The sequence below is a fragment of the Cellulosimicrobium sp. NPDC030954 genome (genome assembly GCF_055571305.1).
In genome coordinates this window covers 1-17,000 of sequence record NZ_JBVIFN010000006.1, presented here as the reverse complement: position 1 = coordinate 17,000, position 17,000 = coordinate 1, and the positions used below count along the sequence as shown (strand labels likewise).

Genomic DNA, 17,000 nt, shown 5'->3' with positions numbered 1-17,000 from the left:
GCTCAGCACTCGATGACGTTGACGGCGAGGCCCCCCGTCGAGGTCTCCTTGTACTTGGTCGACATGTCGACGCCGGTCTGGCGCATCGTCTCGATGACGGTGTCGAGCGAGACGACGTGCGAGCCGTCGCCCTGGAGGGCGAGGCGCGCCGCGGAGACGGCCGTGCACGCGGCGATGGCGTTGCGCTCGATGCACGGGACCTGGACGAGCCCGCCGACGGGGTCGCACGTGAGCCCGAGGTTGTGCTCCATCGCGATCTCGGCCGCGTTCTCCACCTGGGCGGGCGTCCCGCCGAGCACGGCGCAGATCGCGCCCGCCGCCATGGAGCACGCCGAGCCGACCTCGCCCTGGCAGCCGGCCTCCGCGCCGGAGATGGACGCGTTGCGCTTGTAGAGCGCGCCGATCGCGGCGGCGGTGAGGAGGTAGGTGCGCATGGCCCGACGTCGGCGCGCGGGGTCCGCGGCGACGTCGGGGTGGGTGCGCAGGAAGTGGCGTCCGACGGCGGGGATGATGCCGGCGGCGCCGTTCGTCGGGGCGGTCACGACGCGGCGCCCGTCGGCGTTCTCCTCGTTGACGGCCATGGCGAACGCCTGGAGCCACTCGATCGTCGTGTCGGCGCCGCGCTCGTCGGCCAGCTCGAGACGCTCGCGCTGCGCCCGCGCCCGACGGCGGACCTGGAGGCGGCCGGGCAGCACCCCGTCGCGCTCGAGCCCGGCGTCCACGCACGCGCTCATGGTGTCCCAGATCCGGTCGACGCCCGCCTCGACCTCGGTGGCGGGGCGCAGTGCGGACTCGTTCGCCCACGCGAGCGCCGCGATCGAGGTGCGCTCGCGCTCGCACAGCGCGAGGAGCTCGGCGGCGTTGGCAAAGGGGAACGGCACGCCCGTCGGCTCCGTCCCGGGGTCGATCGCCTCGCCCGCGAGCTCGGCGCCGACCTGCGCCGCCTCGTTCGCGGCCGCGGACTCGAGCGCCGCGGCGGTGAGCACGAACCCGCCGCCCACCGAGTAGTACGCCTCCTCCGCGAGCGGCGCCCCGCTTGCGTCGAGCGCGGTGAACCGCATGCCGTTGGGGTGGCCGGGCATGCGGGTCAGCGGCGCGAGGCGCACGTCGTCGCTCGTCATCGTGATGCGGTGCCGGCCCAGCAGCGTGACGGGCGCCCCGTCGCCCAGCTTCTCCCACGAGCCGGGGACGCGCGCCGGGTCGCACGTCTCGGGGTCGAGGCCGAGCAGCCCCGCGACGACGGCGTCCGGCGTGCCGTGGCCGACGCCCGTCGCCCCGAGCGACCCGCACAGCACGACCTGCAGGCCGGCGACCTCGCCCAGCGCGCCGCGGTCGTCCAGGGCCGCGACGAACGCCTTCGCGGCCCGCATCGGCCCGACGGTGTGCGAGCTCGACGGACCTACGCCGACGGAGAAGAGGTCGAGGACGGACACGTACGCGCTCATGAGGCCATCGTCGCACCTCGTCTCACCATGTGGTCGGCGCCAGCGAGGGCCGCGCACGGAGATGCCCGACGGGTCTGCTCGCCCTGCCGGCACCGGAGTCGCGGGCCGTCCCCCGGGGAGGAGGGCGGACCGCGGTGCGGCTCGCCGCTGCTCACGGCCGGTGCAGCACGACGGGGCAGGTGGCGAGGTGGTCGTCCACGAGGCCGCACGCCTGCATCGCGGCGTAGGCCGTCGTCGGCCCGACGAACCGGAAGCCCAGCTTCTTGAGCGCCTTCGAGAGCGCGGTCGACTCGGGGGTGAGCCCCGGGACGTCGCCCCAGGTCGCGGGGCGCTCGCGGCGGGCCGGTGGTGCGAACGACCAGATCAGCTCGTCCAGCGTGCGCCCGCTCTCCTGGAGCACCAGGAGGGCGCGCGCGTTGTCGATCGTCGCGGTGATCTTCTGCCGGTTGCGGATGATGCGGGCGTCGCCGAGCAGGCGCTCGACGTCGGGCTCGTCGAACGTGGCGACGGCCTCCGGGTCGAACCCTGCGAACACCTCGCGGAAGGCGGGGCGCTTGCGCAGCACGGTGATCCAGGACAGGCCGGACTGGAACCCCTCGAGCGCCAGGCGCTCGAACAGTGCCGTGTCCCCGTGCACCGGGACCGCCCACTCGGTGTCGTGGTACTCCTCGTAGAGCGGGTCCCCGTCGCCGAAGCAGCGGGCGCCGGGACCGGGGGCGTCGGCGGGCGCGTCGTCGGGCACCGCGAGGGGTGTCGACGCGGTCGTGTCGGTCGTCATGCGTCCACTCTGCCCGGTCCCGCCGACACGGAGGCGCCGTCCGGCGCCCGCTGTGGACGGGGGCCGCGGTGTCCGGGCCTGTGCACGGTCAGGCTCCCGGGGACGGCGCCGGAGGCAGCCGGAGGTCCGCGATGGCACGCAGCGCGTCGAGGTGCGCGGCGAGCGCGTCGCGCCCGGTGCTCGTCAGCCGGACCCACGTGCGCGCGCGACGACCCGAGCGCTCCTTGGAGATCTCCACGTACCCCGCGGCCTCCAGCACCGTGAGCTGCTTGGACAGCGTCGGGTCGGAGAGCTCGATGGTGTCGCGCAGGGTCTTGAAGTCCGCCTTCTCGACGCCGGACAGCGCCGCGACGACCGACAGGCGCACGGGGGAGTGGATCACCTCGTCGAGCGTGTGGCGGGGGTGGTGCTCGACGGCGTCGTCGGCGGCGCCGCGTCCGGCGGTCACGCGGACGCCGCCGCGTCGCGCGGTGCGGGCAGCCAGGCCGCGAGGAGGAGCGGGACCGCGCTGACGAGGGCGGCGGGGACCCAGAACGCGACGTCGCCCGCGAACCGGTCGAGCCCGACGAAGAGCGTCGCGCCGTAGACGACGGCCCACGAGCCGGCGCCGAGGACCAGGCGGCGGCGCGTGCCGGCGGCCATGCTGCCCTGGCGCGCGGCCCACGTGACACCCGCCGTGACGATCACGGCCCAGGCGCTCATGCCCACGACGAACCCGATCCGCCCGCCGAGGCCCAGGGCGAGCACGAGGCCGACGCTCGCCGCCGCCCAGCCCGAGAGGTAGAGGCGGACCCAGCGCCAGCCGCGGGTCCGTGTCGAGGCGGCGAGCCGTGCGGCGTGCTCCAGCGCGGAGGTGGCCTCGGCCGGGCTGGGGGCGGGGCGGGCGGTCGTGTCGTCGGTGCTCATGGATGCCATCCAAGCATCTACTTTCCATTGCGGCAAGCAGTTGCCTCGGGGAGTTGTGCCGATGGTCGGCGTCACCGGTCCGGGGCACACTGTTCCCGGCCGGCCGCTCTCACGGGTGCACCGGCGTCGTCGTCCCCGCCCGACCCGAGGAGCACCCATGTCCGACGCCCTGGCCGCGCTCGCCGCCGCGGTGGCGGCCGCGCCGTCGAGCGCCCCGCTGCGCGTCCACTACGCGAGCCTCCTGCTGGCGGCGGGGCGTCCGGTCGAGGCGCTCGAGCAGGCGAGCGCCGCGCTGCGGATCGACCCGTCGGACGGCGAGGCGCTGCGCCTCGTCCAGGACTCGGCCGTCGCCGCGGCGACGGGAAGCAGCCCCGTGGCCGACCGGCCCGCGACGGCACCCGCCACGCCGCCGGCCCCGGTCGCCGGGCTGCACGCGCCGGCGTCCGCCCCCGGCGGCCTCGACGACGGGATCATCACGGGCGTCCCGTCCGACACGACCGTCCCGCGCGCCCCCGGTGCGCCCGCGAACCCGACCACGGGGATCCCCGCCGAGCCCGTGCAGCCTGCCGTGCGCGGCACCCCCGCGGCCCCGGGCCCCGCGGCGCCGTCGGGCATCGACTGGGACCGGCTGGAGCACGAGGTGGGCGTCCACGTCCCGGCCCCGTTCGTCGAGCCACCGGCCGTCGAGTCACCGGCCGGCGAGGTGCCGCCCCGCGAGGGGCCGCCCCACGAGGACGGCGGCGGCGTCCCGGCCCCGGGCGGCCAGCCGTTCCTCGTCCCTGCGCGCGACGACGCCCCCGACGACGGGTCCGGGCTGCTCGAGGTCTCGCGCGAGACGGTGACGCTCGCGGACGTCGGCGGCCTGGAGCCGGTGAAGCAGCGCATCCGTGAGGCGTTCCTGGAGCCGATGCGCAACCAGGCGATCGCGAAGGCGTTCGGCAAGTCCCTGCGCGGCGGGCTCCTGCTCTACGGGCCGCCCGGGACCGGCAAGACGTACATGGCGCGGGCCGTCGCCGGCGAGCTCGGCGCACGGTTCCTCACCGTGACGCTCGCGGACATCCTCGACAAGTACATCGGGGAGAGCGAGCAGAACCTCCACGCCCTGTTCCAGCGGGCGCGACAGCTCGCGCCCGCCGTGCTGTTCCTCGACGAGGTCGACGCGATCGGCGGCAAGCGCGCGCAGTACTCCGGGTCGTCGGGCATGCGGACCGTGGTCAACCAGCTCCTGCAGGAGATGGACGGCATCGGCTCCGACAACGACGGGCTGTTCGTCCTCGGCGCCACGAACCACCCGTGGGACGTCGACACGGCGCTCCTGCGGCCGGGGCGGTTCGACCGTGTCGTGCTCGTGCTGCCGCCCGACGAGCCCGCGCGCGAGGCGATCCTGCGCCACCACCTCGCGGGCCGCCCGGTCGCGGGGATCGACCTGCGCGCGGTCGTCCGGCGCACCGAGGGCTTCTCCGGCGCCGACCTGGAGCACCTCGCGGCGACGGCCGCGGAGAAGGCGATGATGGACTCCATCGCGACCGGGCAGGTGCGCCCGATCACCATGGCGGACCTGGAGGCGGCGCTCGCGGACGTGCGCCCCTCGACGACGGCGTGGCTCCAGTCCGCGCGCAACGTCGTCACGTTCGCGAACAACGACGGCCGCTACGACGACCTCGCCGCGTACCTGCGCGCGCGGCGCATGCTCTGAGCCGCGGAGGCACCCGACCGTGACCACCACGACCGACCCGCGCGCCGTCGCCTCGCGCGCGGAGCTGCTCGTCCAGATGGGGCGACCCGAGCGCGCGCTCGACGAGGTCGACGACGCGCTCGCGAGCGTGCCCGACGACCCGCGGCTGCTCCTGGCCGCCGCCTGGGTGCGGCTGCACCTGCAGCGGTCGGCCGAGGCGCTGCCGCTCCTGGAGCAGGTCGTCGGCGCGCAGCCCGCGGCCGACGGCGCGCTGCACCTGCTGTCGGTCGCGCGCCAGAACACGGGCGACGTGCAGGGTGCGCGCGAGGCCGCGGCGAAGGCGCTCGAGCTCGACCCCGACGACGCGCGGTACCACCTGCAGCTCGCCGACACCCACCTGTCGGGCCGGGTTCGCGGTGCCGACCGGAGGCTCGCGCGCGAGCGCATCGACGGTGCGCTCGCGCTCGCGCCCGAGGACCCCGACCGGCTCGCGCAGGCGGCACGGCTGTGGTCGCGGCTCGGGGACGACGACCGGGCGCGCACCCTCGTGCGTCAGGGCCTCGCCGTCGCCCCGGAGCACGAGGACCTGCTCTACCTCGACGCGGCGCTCGCCCTCGACACCGGGCGCAGCGCGAAGGGGTACAGCAGCGTCCTCGCGATGAACCCGGAGCACGCCGAGGCCGGCTACCTGCTGCACCTCAGCGTGTGGCAGCAGGTGCTGCGCCTCGTCGAGATGCCGGTGCTGCTCGTCGGGGCGGTCGCGCTCGTCGTCACGTTCTCGATGGGCGACGCCTCCGTCGGCAGCGTGCCGCTGTGGGGGATCGTCGTCCTGCTGTGGACGGCGATCACGGCCCTGCGCGTGCTCCCCGTGCTCCTCCAGGTCCCGCGCGGGCTGCTGCGCCGCACGCTGCGCCAGACGCCGTTCCGGGGCGGGACCGTCGCGGCGGTCGTCGTGGGCTGGGTGGGCGTGCTCGCCGGGCTCGCGCTGCTCTACGTGGTGCGCGACGCCGTCGTCGTGCGCGGGTTCCTCGTCGCCCTGGGCGCGGTGCTCGCGGTGACGACCGTGACGTCCGCCGTCCTGCACGCGGCCATGCTCAGGCAGACGCGCGACCTGGGGTACCTCCCGCCCGGCCCGGCGGGCGCGGCGCGGATCGCCGGGCTGCGCTCGGGTCTGCGGGGGGCCGCGGTGCGTCGCACGGTCGTGCTGGGGATCGTCGCGGTCGTCGTCGCGGCGATCGGGCCGGGGGCGCTCGCGCGCGAGGACGCGCGTCCGGTCGCGGCGCTGGCCGCCGTGGCGTTCGTGCTCCCCGTGCTGGTCGGGCTGTGGGTCGCGTGGCGGGTGGCGGCGCAGCAGCGTGCGACGTCGGACGAGCGCCCGTCCGTGAGCGCCGCCGCGGCGGTCCGCGCCGGGCTGGGCGCAGCGGTCCTCCTCGTCCTGACGGCGCTCCTCGCCCTCGGCGGCGTCGCGGCCGTCGTCGCGCTGCCCGTCACGCCGAACGCGCACGACGCCGACGGCCGCTACGTCCAGTCGCCGAAGGCCCCGCGCGACCCGGACTCGGAGGTCCAGGAGTGCGGCGGCCGTCCCGCGACCCGTCTCTCCTGCATCCAGGAGAACAACCGCATCCGCCAGGAGGAGCTGCGCGACCGGATGGAGGGCATCGACATCCCGAGCATCGACGTCCCGACGCTCGACCTGCCGGACCTGCCCGACGTCCAGGTGCCCGACGCCCCGGTCCAGCCGACCCCCTGACCGGCCCTGTGACCGGCCCCTCGACCGGCCCCTCGACCGGCCCATTGACCGGCCCTTTGACCGGCCCTGCGCATCGACGACGTCTCGCCCTCGGACCCGGCAGCGTGGCCGGTCAGTCGCGGTCGGCGGCCCCGCGCGCGGCGGCGCGCCGGGCGACGAAGGCCTCGATCCCGTCGAGGAGGATGTCGAGGCCGAATCCGATGTCGCTCTCCCAGTCGTCGGGCTGGACGGCCGTCGGCGTCCAGGTGGAGAGCGCCCCGGTGAGCGCGGGGTAGGTCTCGGGGTCGACGAGCCGCGTGAGCACGAGCTCGTAGTCGGCGTACGGGTTGGCGGCGGCGACCGCGTCCGCGTCGAGGTCGGCCTCGGGGGTGTCGGCGGGGAGGCCCTGGGCGCGGCGCACGGCCTCCGCGGCCGCGCGCCGGGTCTCGACCTGGACGCGGCCCTCGCCGAGCACGTGCTGGGCGAGGAGCCCGACGACCTGCAGCTTCTCGTCCACCGTCAGGTCGAGCGGTGCGAGGATCGCGAACGCGCGATCGATCCAGCGCAGCCGGTTCGGGCCGACCTGCGCCGTCGTCAGGGGCAGGTCGAGGAACCACGGCCGCGCGAGGACGCCCGCGATCTGGGCGCGCGTCCAGGCCTCGAGACCGGCGCGCCAGTCGCCCTCGTCGTACGGGGGCAGTGCGAGAACGTCGGCGGCGGCGTCGGCCATGAGGACGAGGAGCTCGTCCTTGCTCTCGACGTACCGGTAGAGCGCCATCGGCGTGTAGCCGAGAGCCTCCGCGACGCGAGCCATGGAGACCGCGGGCAGGCCCTCGGCGTCGGCGAGGTCGACGGCGGCCTGCACCACCTGCTCGACGGTCAGCGCGGGCTTGGGGCCGCGTCGCGGCCCCGGGACGCGACCCCAGAGGCGTGCGAGCACGGGCGGGAGGTCGTTCGCCGCGACCTGCTCCTCGGGGGATGCGAGGGCGCGTCGCTCGGCGGGGTCGGTCGGGGTCATCGCGCCATCCTCCCGCGGGCCTTGACCGCCCGCGAAACCGTGTCTACCGTACACAGAAACAGTAGATCGCATAAACAGTTTCGATCTCACGCGGTTCTGCCGCCCGAACCCTGGAGGCCACATGCCCGCACCGGACGTGCTCGTGCACGCCGACGGCCTGCGCAAGAGCTACGGGACCCCACGTCGGCCCGTGCGCGTGCTCGACGGCGTCGACCTCACGCTGCACCGCGGCGAGGTCCTCGCCCTGCTCGGCCCCAACGGGGCGGGGAAGACCACCACGGTCCGCATCCTCGCCACGCTCCTGCGCCCCGACGGTGGCACGGCGACGGTCGCGGGCCACGACGTCGTACGCGACGCCGCGCGCGTGCGCGGGCTCATCAGCCTCACCGGCCAGTACGCGGCGGTCGACGAGAAGCAGACGGGCCGCGAGAACCTCACGATGATGGGTCGCCTCGCGCACCTGCCCCGCCGGGCCGCGCGCGGCCGGGTCGACGGGCTGCTCGACGCGTTCGACCTCGCCGCGGCCGCCGACCGTCGGGTCGGCACCTACTCCGGCGGCATGCGCCGTCGGCTCGACCTCGCGGCCGGGCTCCTCACCCGCCCCCAGGTCATGTTCCTCGACGAGCCGACGACGGGCCTCGACCCGCGCAGCCGCCAGACGATGTGGGAGGTGATCCGCGGCGTCGTCGCCGACGGCACGAGCCTGTTCCTCACGACGCAGTACCTCGAGGAGGCCGACCAGCTCGCCGACCGTGTCGCGCTCGTCGACGACGGCCGCGTCGTCGCCGAGGGGTCCCCGTCCGACCTCAAGCGCCGCGTCGGCGACGCGAGCGTCGAGCTCACGTTCACCACGCCTGAGGAGGCCGCGCGGGTCGGTTCCGCGCAGACCGTGGTGGCCTCGGCGCCTTCGCAGCCCCCCACCCCCGGTCCCGACCGCGCGGACTCTCGTCCGACCGCCCTGCGCGTCCCGACCGACGGGTCGGTCGAGCACGTGCGCGACGTCCTCGCCGCGGTGGCGGCGACCGGCGTCGAGCCCGTGCGGTGGGAGGTGCGCGAGCCGACGCTCGACGACGTGTTCCTCACCCTGACGGGCCACGCTGCGCGGACCCGAGACCGGGACCGCGGCACGACCGAGGCTGACCACGAGGCCGATCGCGAGGAGACCGCAGCATGACCGCCCAGACCGCCGCTGCGCCGTCGGGCACGACGCCGCGCCTCCCCGCCCCCTCGGCCCGGCCGGGCCGCCACGTGCTCGCCGACGCCGGGACGATGGTGGCGCGCTCGCTGCGGCTCGTGCGCCGCGAGCCGGACGAGCTGGTCCTCGCGCTCGTGCTGCCCGTGATGCTCATGATCCTGTTCGTGTACGTGTTCGGCGGCGCGATGAGCGTCGGCACGGACTACGTCACGTACGCGACACCGGGGATCATCCTGCTCTGCGCGGGGTACGGGGCGTCGAACACGGCGATCGCCGTGGAGCAGGACATGTCCGGCGGCATCATGGACCGCTTCCGGTCGATGCCGATCGCGAGCTGGACGGTGCTCGTGGGGCACGTCGTGGCGAGCGTCGTGAAGAACCTCGTGACGACGGCCGTCGTGCTGGGCGTCGCGTTCCTCATCGGCTTCCGGCCCGACGCGGACGCGCTCGAGTGGCTCGGTGCGGTCGGGGTCGTCGCCGCGTACGTGCTCGCGATCACGAGCGTCGCGGCCGTCGTGGGCGTGCTCGTGCGCTCGCCCGCGGCGGCCGGGGGGTTCAGCTTCTTCATGCTGTTCCTGCCGTACGTGTCGAGCGCGTTCGTGCCGCCGGAGACCATGCCGTCGTGGCTGCGCGGGTTCGCGGAGCACCAGCCCGTCACGCCGGTGATCGAGACGATCCGCGGCCTGCTCGTCGGCATGGACTCGACGGGCGCACCGGTCACGGACCTGGGGCCGACGGCGGTCCTCGCCCTCGCGTGGTGCGCCGGCCTGGTCCTGGTGTTCCTCGGCGGGGCGGCGGTCGTGTTCGCCCGGCGGCGTCGGCAGTAGGCGTGGGCCGACGGTCGTCGCGGCGGTGCCGCGCAGGACGGTAGGGTCGGCGACCGACCGGTGGAGGAAGCCCTGGGGGCTGAGGGGAGGCCCGCGGTGACGGACGGACGGACGGAGCGCGCGGCGCTCTGCGGGACGGTCCTCCGGTGAGCGGGGAGACCGACCTGGGCGGCATCCCGCCGGTCGTCCTGGTGGTGGCGGTCGCGGTCGTCACGCTCGTGCTCTGGGTCCTCGTGCTCGTGTTCTTCCTGTACCGGAGCAGGGTCGCGGGGACGTACCGCCGCGGTCTGCGCGGCACGGCGGTCGTCGTGCAGGTCGTGCCCACGCCCCTGCTCAACCGACGCTCGGTCGTCGAGCACCCCACCGAGATGATCGTCCTGGCGACCCGCGACCGTCCACGCGGCGTGCGTCCCGAGCAGAAGGTGCCCGCGGGGCAGTACCGGCCGGGTCAGGTCGTCCCGGTCGTCCAGCGCGCGGGCGACCCCGACTCGGTCCGGCTCGACCGCCCCGACCTGGAGTCGTCCGACCTCTCGCGGTGGGGGCTCGGCGCGATGCTCGTGGCCCTGCCGGTGATCGCCGTCCGGGGCGTGCTGGGCGTGCTGGGCGGCAGCTAGCGGCGACCCGTCCGCGCCGGGTCACGGGAACCGTCGTCCGGCGTGGTCGACGCGTGCTCGTCGTCGACGTGCCGTGCTGCCGAGGGTGCGGCGAGCCGCACGGCGAGCGGGACGACGGCCTGCACGGCGACGCTCGTGGCGAGGGCGATCCCGAAGGCGGGGGCGACGCCGAGCCGGTCCACGAGCAGCGCGACGAGGAGGCAGAACACCGCGAACCCGGTGAGCCCGGCCAGCAGCCCGCGCAGGAGGCGGACGGTCTCGGCCGACCCGCGCTGCGCCAGGGCGAAGGCCGCGACCACGCTCGACGCGATCGGGAACGGCGCGAGCACGCCCGTCGTCGCCGGCCCGAGCGCGCCCGACGCGGTGGTGACGGCGAGGACGAGCGCCGCCGTCGTCGCAGCGCGGGCGGGAAGGTCCCACCAGGGCGACGGGACGGACGACGGCGGAGGGCCCGGCGCGTCGGGCGGCATGACGCGGGACGCGCCCCAGAACGTCGCGAGCGCCACCACGAACGCGATCCCGGCGGGCAGCGTCAGCCGGGCGAGCGCGACGTCCGCCGCGAGGCACGCGGCCCACGACGCCGCGAGCGCACCGAGCCAGCCCGTCCGGCGCGAGCACCAGCCGAACACCACGGCGAACAGCGCGAGGGACGTGAGGCCGAGGAGCGCCGAGGAGGCGGCGGCGGCGCCGAACGCGGTGCCGTGGTCGAGCGTGGTGATGAGCAGGATCGGTCCGGCCACGACGGGCAGCCCGACGAGCACGCCGGTGAGCCGGGATCCCCAGCGCCGCCCGGCGAGCGTGGACGCGACCACCAGGGCGGGCGCCAGCACGAGCTTGAGGAGCAGCGTCACGCGGTCACGGTAGCCCGTGCGCGTCGGGTGACCCGTGCCGGTCCGGTGGCCCGTGGCGGTCCGGTGGCCCGTGGCGGTCCGGTGGCTCGCGCCGGGTCCGCGGCGGGAGATCGACCCGGGTCCGCGGTCGGTGCGCACGAAGAAGGGCGGCGGTCCCGGAGTCCTGTCCACCGGGACCGCCGCCCGCGAGGGCGACACCGTCGACGTGAAGCCGCCCTCGAGCCGAGGGCCGCGCGGTGAGGAGGGGCCGCCCGGCCGTGCGCGACGGTCGGTCAGACCGCCGCGAGCCGACGGCGCAGCCCGAGCCCGACGCCCGCGACGCCCGCGAGCACGGACCCGCCGACGAGCGCCGACATGCCGAGCGATACCCGTCCGACGGGGCTGTTCTCGACGCTGTCCCTGAGCTCCGTCGTGCCGTCGGAGAGGGTCACCGTGCCGTCGGAGAGCGCCGCCGCGCCGTCCGCGATGCGGGTGCTGCCGTCGTGCAGGTCCGACGCCCCGGCGGAGAGCGTCGTCGTCCCGGCGTGCAGGGTCGCCGAGCCCTCCGCGAGCGCGGCGTTGCCCGCCGCGAGGGTCGTCGCGCCGGTGGACAGCGTCGTGAGCCCGTCCTGCAGGCGCAGCGTCCCGTCCTCCAGGCGGGTCGTCCCGGCGAACAGGTCGCCCGCGCCCGTGCGCAGCCGTACTGTTCCGGCGGAGAGGTCGGCGGCGCCCGTGGCGGCCTTGGTCGTCCCGGCCCGGAGGTCGGCGGCGCCGGTGGCGAGGTCGGACGTGCCGGTCGCGAGCTCGGAGGTCTTCGTCGCGAGGAACGCGCTGCCGCCGCTCACGCGCGCGGCGCCCGCGGCGAGGTCGGCGTTGCCGTCCGCGACCTGCGAGGCGCCGGCGCTGAGCTCGCCGACCTTCCCGTGGAGCGTCGCGGCACCCGTCTCGAGCTCGCCGATCTTGCCGTCCAGGGTCGTCGCGCCGGTGGCCAGCGCGTCGATGCCGCCCGCGAGCTGGACGTCGATGCCGGTCCGGAGCTGCTGGACCCCCGCTGCGAGGCCCGGCTGCGCGGGGGTGCCCTCGCCGAGTCCCGCGCGGAGCCGCGCGAGCCCCGTGGTGAGCCCGGGCCGTTCCGGGGTGCCGGCCCCGAGGCCGGCGGAGAGCCGGTCGATGCCGGCGGTGACGTCGGCCGCGCCCGCGGAGAGCCCGCCCGCGCCCGACGCCAGTCGTCCCGCGCCGCCCGCGATCTGCGCGGACGCGCCGGGAGCCGACTCGGTGCCGTTGCCCAGCGCGCGGAGGTTCGCGGCGATCGTCCCCAGGGTCTCCGGGGTCGCCGCGACCTCTCCGCGCGCGATCTTGTCCAGCTGTGCCGCCAGGCCGTCCAGGTTGGTCCCGACGGTCACGGCCGAGCGCTGGAGCTCGCCGGCGAAGCCCTGCAGCTCGTCGGCGCCTCCGCCGAGGGCGACCGCACCGCCGCGCACCTGGGCCGCTCCTCCCTGCAGCTGGTCGACCCCGGCCTGGATCGTGCCGACCGCGCCGTCTGCCGCGGCGACCCCACCGGCCAGTCGCGCCGCGCCGCCGGAGAGCTGCGCCTGGCCCTGGTCGAGGGCCTGGACCCCTGCGCCGAGGCTCTCGCGCACACCTGTCCGGAGCTCGGTCGTCCCCGCGGCGAGGGTGCCGGCCCCCGTCGCGAGCCGACCGGCACCGGACGCGAGGTCGGCGGAGCCGTTCGCGGCGCGCGCGGCCCCGGCGCTGAGGTCGCCGGCGCCCGCGCTGAGGTCGCCCGCTCCCGCGGCGATCTGCGACGCGCCGTCGGCGGCGCGCGTGCTGCCCGCCGCGAGGCGCGCAGCCCCGGCGTCGAGGTCCTTGCTGCCCGTGGCGAGGCGCGCAGCCCCGGCGTCGAGGTCCTTGCTGCCCGCGGCGAGGCGGGCCGCTCCGGCGTTCAGCTCGTCCGCACCGGCGGCGAGCTCGGTCGCGCCCTCGAGCGCGGTGGTGCCGCCCGCCGCGAGCCGGGCCGCGCCGTCGGACGCCTGCTGCGCCCCGGCGACGAGGTCGCCGGCGCCGTCCTCCAGGTCGCCGGCCCCGTCGGCGAGGCGCTGGGCGCCGTCCTGCGCCTCGGCGGTGCCGTCGGCGAGCGTCGACGCGCCGTCCGAGAGCTGGGCCGCGCCGTCGTCGAGGCGGGTGGCGCCGTCGGCGACCTTGCCGTTGTACACGAGCAGGAACGCGATCAGGCCGGCCACCGCGAGGGCGAGCACGGCGAGCGCGACGGACGTGAGGACCGTGTGCGTGCGCGACGGTCGGGGAGAGGCGTGCTGTGTCATCGGTCGTCCTTCCTCGCGCCCGGCGTCGTCGCGGGGCGGTCGGCAGTGGGGGAGAAGACAAGCGGGGGAGGGCGTGGCGCGGAGAGAGGCGGGTCGTGTGCTCACCCGGCGTGAGAGTGCGCCGGGGCCGCGCCCGCCAACATTGGTGGGACGTGGAGTAGCAGGTAAATCTCGAAAGACGCTAGCAACCGGCGGGACGGGGTGGACAGCGAGTACTAGGTACTTCCGCCGTCACGATTCGGTCACGGGGCCGAAGTATCAGGTACTCCACCGCGGAACCTGTTGCTCGGGGCACATGGACGGCCTCCGGCGGCCCGCGCGCGCCGGTGCGCACTGTTCATCCACCGGTCACCCGGCGGTCCCGGGACGGTCGTCGTCGCGCCACCGCGGGACACCAGCCTCTGCTCGACCCTCGTCGAAGGAGAGACATGTCCACCATCCCTGAGCGGGCCCCGCAGCGGAAGGTGACGCGCACCCCCGTGCGCGTCCCGGCCCGCCGCACGCGCCTCGCAGCGCTCGTCGCCACGGGCGCGACGCTCACCCTGGGCCTGGGCGCGCTGCCCGCCCTCGCGGCGGCTCCCGCGCACCCGGCCGGGGCGGCATCGGCCCCGACGACGGCGCTCGGCCTCGCGGCGGAAGCCGCCTGGACGGCGCCCGCCGCGGACGAGACGTTCCACCGTCTCGCCACGTACCCCGTGTTCCAGAACCGCCCGGCCGGCGAGGACGCCGCTGCCGAGACGGTCGCCGAGATCTCGGCGGTGAGCGAGGACGGGCGCACGGTCGTCCACACGGACGCGCTCGCGCGCCGCATCGGCTTCCTCGACATCACCGACCCGAGCGCGCCGCAGGGCCTCGGCACGCTGAGCCTCGCCGAGCTCGGCTCGGAGCACGACGAGCCGACGTCGGTCGCGGTCGTCGGCGGGTACGTCCTCGTCGTCGTGGACACGTCGGTGAGCTTCACGGAGCCGAGCGGGCGCCTCGACGTCGTCGACCTCGCGACGCGCGAGCGCGTGCGGTCGCTCGACCTCGGCGGCCAGCCCGACTCGATCGCCGTCACGCCCGACGGCTCGCACGCCGTCGTCGCGATCGAGAACCAGCGTGACGAGGAGGCGACGCCCGAGGGCGGTGCCGGCGGAGGCGACGAGGGCGACCTCCCGCAGCTCCCCGGCGGCTTCCTCCAGATCCTCGACCTGCCGGGCGACGACCCGGCCGCCTGGTCGACCCGCGCCGTCTCCTTCCTCGACGAGGCCGGTGCGCCGCTCCCGGTCGTCGCGGCCGCCAGCCTCGACACCCCGCAGGACCCCGAGCCCGAGTACGTCGCGGTCAACCCCGCGGGCACGAAGGTCGCGGTGACGCTCCAGGAGAACAACGGGGTCGCCGTCGTCGACATCGCCACGGGCGAGGTCGAGAACGTCTTCTCCGCGGGCGCGGTGGCCGTGTCCGGGATCGACGTGAAGAAGGACGGCGTGATCGACCAGACCGGGTCGATCCCGGCGACGCCGCGCGAGCCCGACGCGATCGGCTGGCTCGACGACGCGCACGTCGCGACCGCGAACGAGGGCGACTGGAAGGGCGGGTCGCGCGGCTGGTCGGTGTTCGACGCCGCGTCGGGCGAGGTCGTGTGGGACGCGGGCGCGGAGCTCGAGCGCCTCGCCGTCCGCGTCGGCCTGCACACCGAGGACCGCGCCGCGAAGAAGGGCGTCGAGCCCGAGGGGCTGACCGTCGCGACGCTCGGCGGGACGCGCTACGCGTTCGTCGGCTCGGAGCGCTCGAACTTCGTGGCCGTCTACGACGTCTCCGCCCCGAGCGCCCCGCGGTTCGTCCAGGTGCTCGCGACGACCAACGGCCCCGAGGGCCTGCTCGTCGTCCCGCAGCGCGACCTGCTCGTCGTGTCGAGCGAGGAGGACGACGCCGGGGTGGGCGTGCGGTCGGCCGTCACGGTGTTCGGGCGCGGTGCGCAGTGGGCCGACGGCGCGGGGACGCCGCAGTTCCCGAGCGTCGTCTCCGCGGACGCGACCGAGGGCCCGCAGGCCGGCGCCCCGATCGGCTGGGGCGCGCTCGGCGCGCTGACCGCGGACCCGATCGATCCCCAGCGCCTGTGGACGGCGACCGACGCCGCGTACTCCACGACGCAGCTCCTGTCTCTCGACGTGCGCGGCTTCGGCCAGGGCTCCCCGGCGGTCATCGACCGGACCGTGACCCTCACGCGCGACGGCGCCCCGGTGGGCCTCGACGTCGAGGGCGTCGCGGCGCGCGCCGACGGCGGGTTCTGGCTCGGCGTCGAGGGCGCGAAGGGCGGGGAGAACGCGATCGTGCGCGTCGACGCGGCGGGCGCGGTCGTCGAGTCGGTCGCGCTCCCCGAGGGCGTCGCCGCGGGTCTCGGCAAGCAGGGCATCGAGGGCGTCGCGGTCGCCCCGGCGGTCTCGACGGCCGACGGGACTGCGGGGACGGGCGAGCAGGTGTGGGTCGCGCTCCAGCGCGGCCTGACGACCGACGAGGGCGGCACGGCGGGCACCGCGCGCCTGGGCCGCTACGACGTCGCGTCGGGCACGTGGGACTGGTTCGCGTACCCGCTCGAGCAGACCACGACGGGCGGCGACTGGATGGGCCTGAGCGAGGTGACCGTCGTCGACCACGACACGCTCGCCGTGATCGAGCGCGACAAGCTCAACGGCCCCGCCGCCACGGTCAAGCGCGTCTACGCGGTCGACGTGCCGGACGTCGCCGTCGGGGCCGCGTCCACGACCCCCGTCGCCGTGACCAAGACGCTCGCGTACGACGTCCTGCCCGACCTGCGCGCCACGAACGGCTGGACGCAGGAGAAGCTCGAGGGCCTCACGATCGGCGGCGACGGCACCGTCTGGGCGATCACCGACAACGACGGCCTTGCCGACGCGACGGGCGAGACGGTGCTCCTGCGCCTCGGCGCCGCGAGCGACGTCTTCGAGGGTCACCTCGACGGCGAGAACCCGGGTGGCCCGGGCGAGCCCGGCGAGACGCCCGGCGCGGGCGAGCAGCCGCCGTCGACCCCGCTCCACACGGTCGACGCCGACGACCTCACCGACGCGAACCACGGCGGCGTCACCCTCTCCCCGGCGCGGGTCCGCGCGGGCGAGCAGGTCACCGCGACGGCCGCGGGCTTCGCGCCCGGCGAGTGGGTCTCCGCGACCCTCTTCTCCACGCCGGCGGACCTCGGGATGTACCGTGCCGACGCCTCGGGCACGCTCACGGCGACCGTGACCGTCCCGGCCGACGCCGCGGCGGGCGTGCACCGGTTCGCGGTCGTCGGGCAGGTGGACGGACGCGTCCTGTGGACGGAGCTCGAGGTGCTCGGGGCGGACGGCACGGCCGGAGGGTCCGACGGCGCGGGGTCGGGCCGTCCCGACGGTCTCGCCACGACCGGCGCGCACGTCGGCGCCCTGGTGGGCCTCGCCGTCGTGCTGGTCGCCGGCGGCGCGACGATCGTCGTCGCCCGGCGCCGCATGCGCGGCCTCCCGGGCTGACGGCCCCGGCCCCACGCCGAACCCGGGGTTGGGGGGGGGGGGGGGGGCGCCCCCCCCCCCCCCCCCGGGGGGGGGGGGGGGGGGGGGGGCTGGGGTGGGGGGTGGGGGGGGGGGGGCCGAGGGTGAGGTATGGCACCACCAACGGGCCGGGGGGGCGGG

General features: G+C 76.2%; 13 protein-coding genes. 6 read left to right on the top strand and 7 right to left on the bottom strand.

All coding sequences use genetic code 11. From position 1 onward, the window contains the following. Nucleotides 1–2: 2 nt before the first annotated feature. The 4 genes from ACZ402_RS13035 to ACZ402_RS13020 form a co-directional block, all read right to left on the bottom strand. Nucleotides 3–1,445 carry an L-serine ammonia-lyase gene (locus ACZ402_RS13035; RefSeq protein ID WP_375823386.1) on the bottom strand — a complete coding sequence of 481 codons (1,443 nt, stop codon included), beginning with the start codon at nucleotides 1,443–1,445 and terminating at the stop codon, nucleotides 3–5. A gap of 151 nt (nucleotides 1,446–1,596) precedes the next feature. After that, complete coding sequence (locus ACZ402_RS13030; protein WP_375823387.1) at nucleotides 1,597–2,223, bottom strand: DNA-3-methyladenine glycosylase I; 627 nt, start codon at nucleotides 2,221–2,223, stop codon at nucleotides 1,597–1,599. A gap of 88 nt (nucleotides 2,224–2,311) precedes the next feature. Then, the gene (locus tag ACZ402_RS13025) at nucleotides 2,312–2,671 is read right to left on the bottom strand and encodes a winged helix-turn-helix domain-containing protein (RefSeq protein WP_375823388.1); all 360 of its coding nucleotides are present in this window, start codon (nucleotides 2,669–2,671) and stop codon (nucleotides 2,312–2,314) included. Next, the gene (locus tag ACZ402_RS13020) at nucleotides 2,668–3,129 is read right to left on the bottom strand and encodes a hypothetical protein (RefSeq protein WP_375823389.1); all 462 of its coding nucleotides are present in this window, start codon (nucleotides 3,127–3,129) and stop codon (nucleotides 2,668–2,670) included. The genes ACZ402_RS13025 and ACZ402_RS13020 overlap by 4 nt, the downstream gene beginning before the upstream one ends. Before the next feature lie 157 nt (nucleotides 3,130–3,286). Here ACZ402_RS13020 and ACZ402_RS13015 point away from each other — a divergent pair, with 157 nt between their 5' ends. Both ACZ402_RS13015 and ACZ402_RS13010 read left to right on the top strand, forming a co-directional pair. Then, complete coding sequence (locus ACZ402_RS13015) at nucleotides 3,287–4,825, top strand: ATP-binding protein (protein WP_375823390.1); 1,539 nt, start codon at nucleotides 3,287–3,289, stop codon at nucleotides 4,823–4,825. A 19-nt stretch (nucleotides 4,826–4,844) separates the two neighbouring features. Further along, a complete protein-coding gene (locus ACZ402_RS13010) occupies nucleotides 4,845–6,554 on the top strand; it encodes a CHAT domain-containing protein (RefSeq protein ID WP_375823391.1) in 1,710 nt (569 codons plus the stop codon). 112 nt (nucleotides 6,555–6,666) lie between these two features. Here the strand turns inward: ACZ402_RS13010 and ACZ402_RS13005 are convergent, their stop codons facing one another. Continuing rightward, on the bottom strand, nucleotides 6,667–7,551 hold the full coding sequence (locus tag ACZ402_RS13005) for a TetR/AcrR family transcriptional regulator (protein WP_375823392.1): 885 nt from the start codon (nucleotides 7,549–7,551) through the stop codon (nucleotides 6,667–6,669). 121 nt (nucleotides 7,552–7,672) lie between these two features. Between ACZ402_RS13005 and ACZ402_RS13000 the strand changes: the two genes are divergently transcribed. The 3 genes from ACZ402_RS13000 to ACZ402_RS12990 all read left to right on the top strand — a co-directional run bounded on the left by ACZ402_RS13000 (nucleotide 7,673) and on the right by ACZ402_RS12990 (nucleotide 10,187). Continuing rightward, the gene (locus ACZ402_RS13000) at nucleotides 7,673–8,725 is read left to right on the top strand and encodes an ATP-binding cassette domain-containing protein (RefSeq protein ID WP_375823393.1); all 1,053 of its coding nucleotides are present in this window, start codon (nucleotides 7,673–7,675) and stop codon (nucleotides 8,723–8,725) included. Beyond that, nucleotides 8,722–9,573 (top strand): ABC transporter permease, encoded by an 852-nt coding sequence (locus tag ACZ402_RS12995; RefSeq protein ID WP_375823394.1) that lies wholly within the window; start codon nucleotides 8,722–8,724, stop codon nucleotides 9,571–9,573. Before ACZ402_RS13000 ends, ACZ402_RS12995 begins: the two co-directional genes overlap by 4 nt. A gap of 146 nt (nucleotides 9,574–9,719) precedes the next feature. Next, nucleotides 9,720–10,187: a hypothetical protein gene (locus ACZ402_RS12990; RefSeq protein ID WP_375823395.1), complete on the top strand. Its 468-nt coding sequence runs from the start codon at nucleotides 9,720–9,722 to the stop codon at nucleotides 10,185–10,187. Here the strand turns inward: ACZ402_RS12990 and ACZ402_RS12985 are convergent. Beyond that, nucleotides 10,184–11,038 carry a hypothetical protein gene (locus ACZ402_RS12985; RefSeq protein WP_375823396.1) on the bottom strand — a complete coding sequence of 285 codons (855 nt, stop codon included), beginning with the start codon at nucleotides 11,036–11,038 and terminating at the stop codon, nucleotides 10,184–10,186. The genes ACZ402_RS12990 and ACZ402_RS12985 overlap by 4 nt on opposite strands. Before the next feature lie 272 nt (nucleotides 11,039–11,310). After that, nucleotides 11,311–13,338: a hypothetical protein gene (locus tag ACZ402_RS12980; RefSeq protein WP_375823397.1), complete on the bottom strand. Its 2,028-nt coding sequence runs from the start codon at nucleotides 13,336–13,338 to the stop codon at nucleotides 11,311–11,313. Between the two features lie 428 nt (nucleotides 13,339–13,766). On the opposite strand from ACZ402_RS12980, the gene ACZ402_RS12975 reads away from it, so the two are divergent. Beyond that, entirely contained in the window at nucleotides 13,767–16,841 is a 3,075-nt protein-coding gene (locus ACZ402_RS12975; RefSeq protein WP_375823398.1) for an esterase-like activity of phytase family protein, read from the top strand. Nucleotides 16,842–17,000 lie beyond the last annotated feature (159 nt).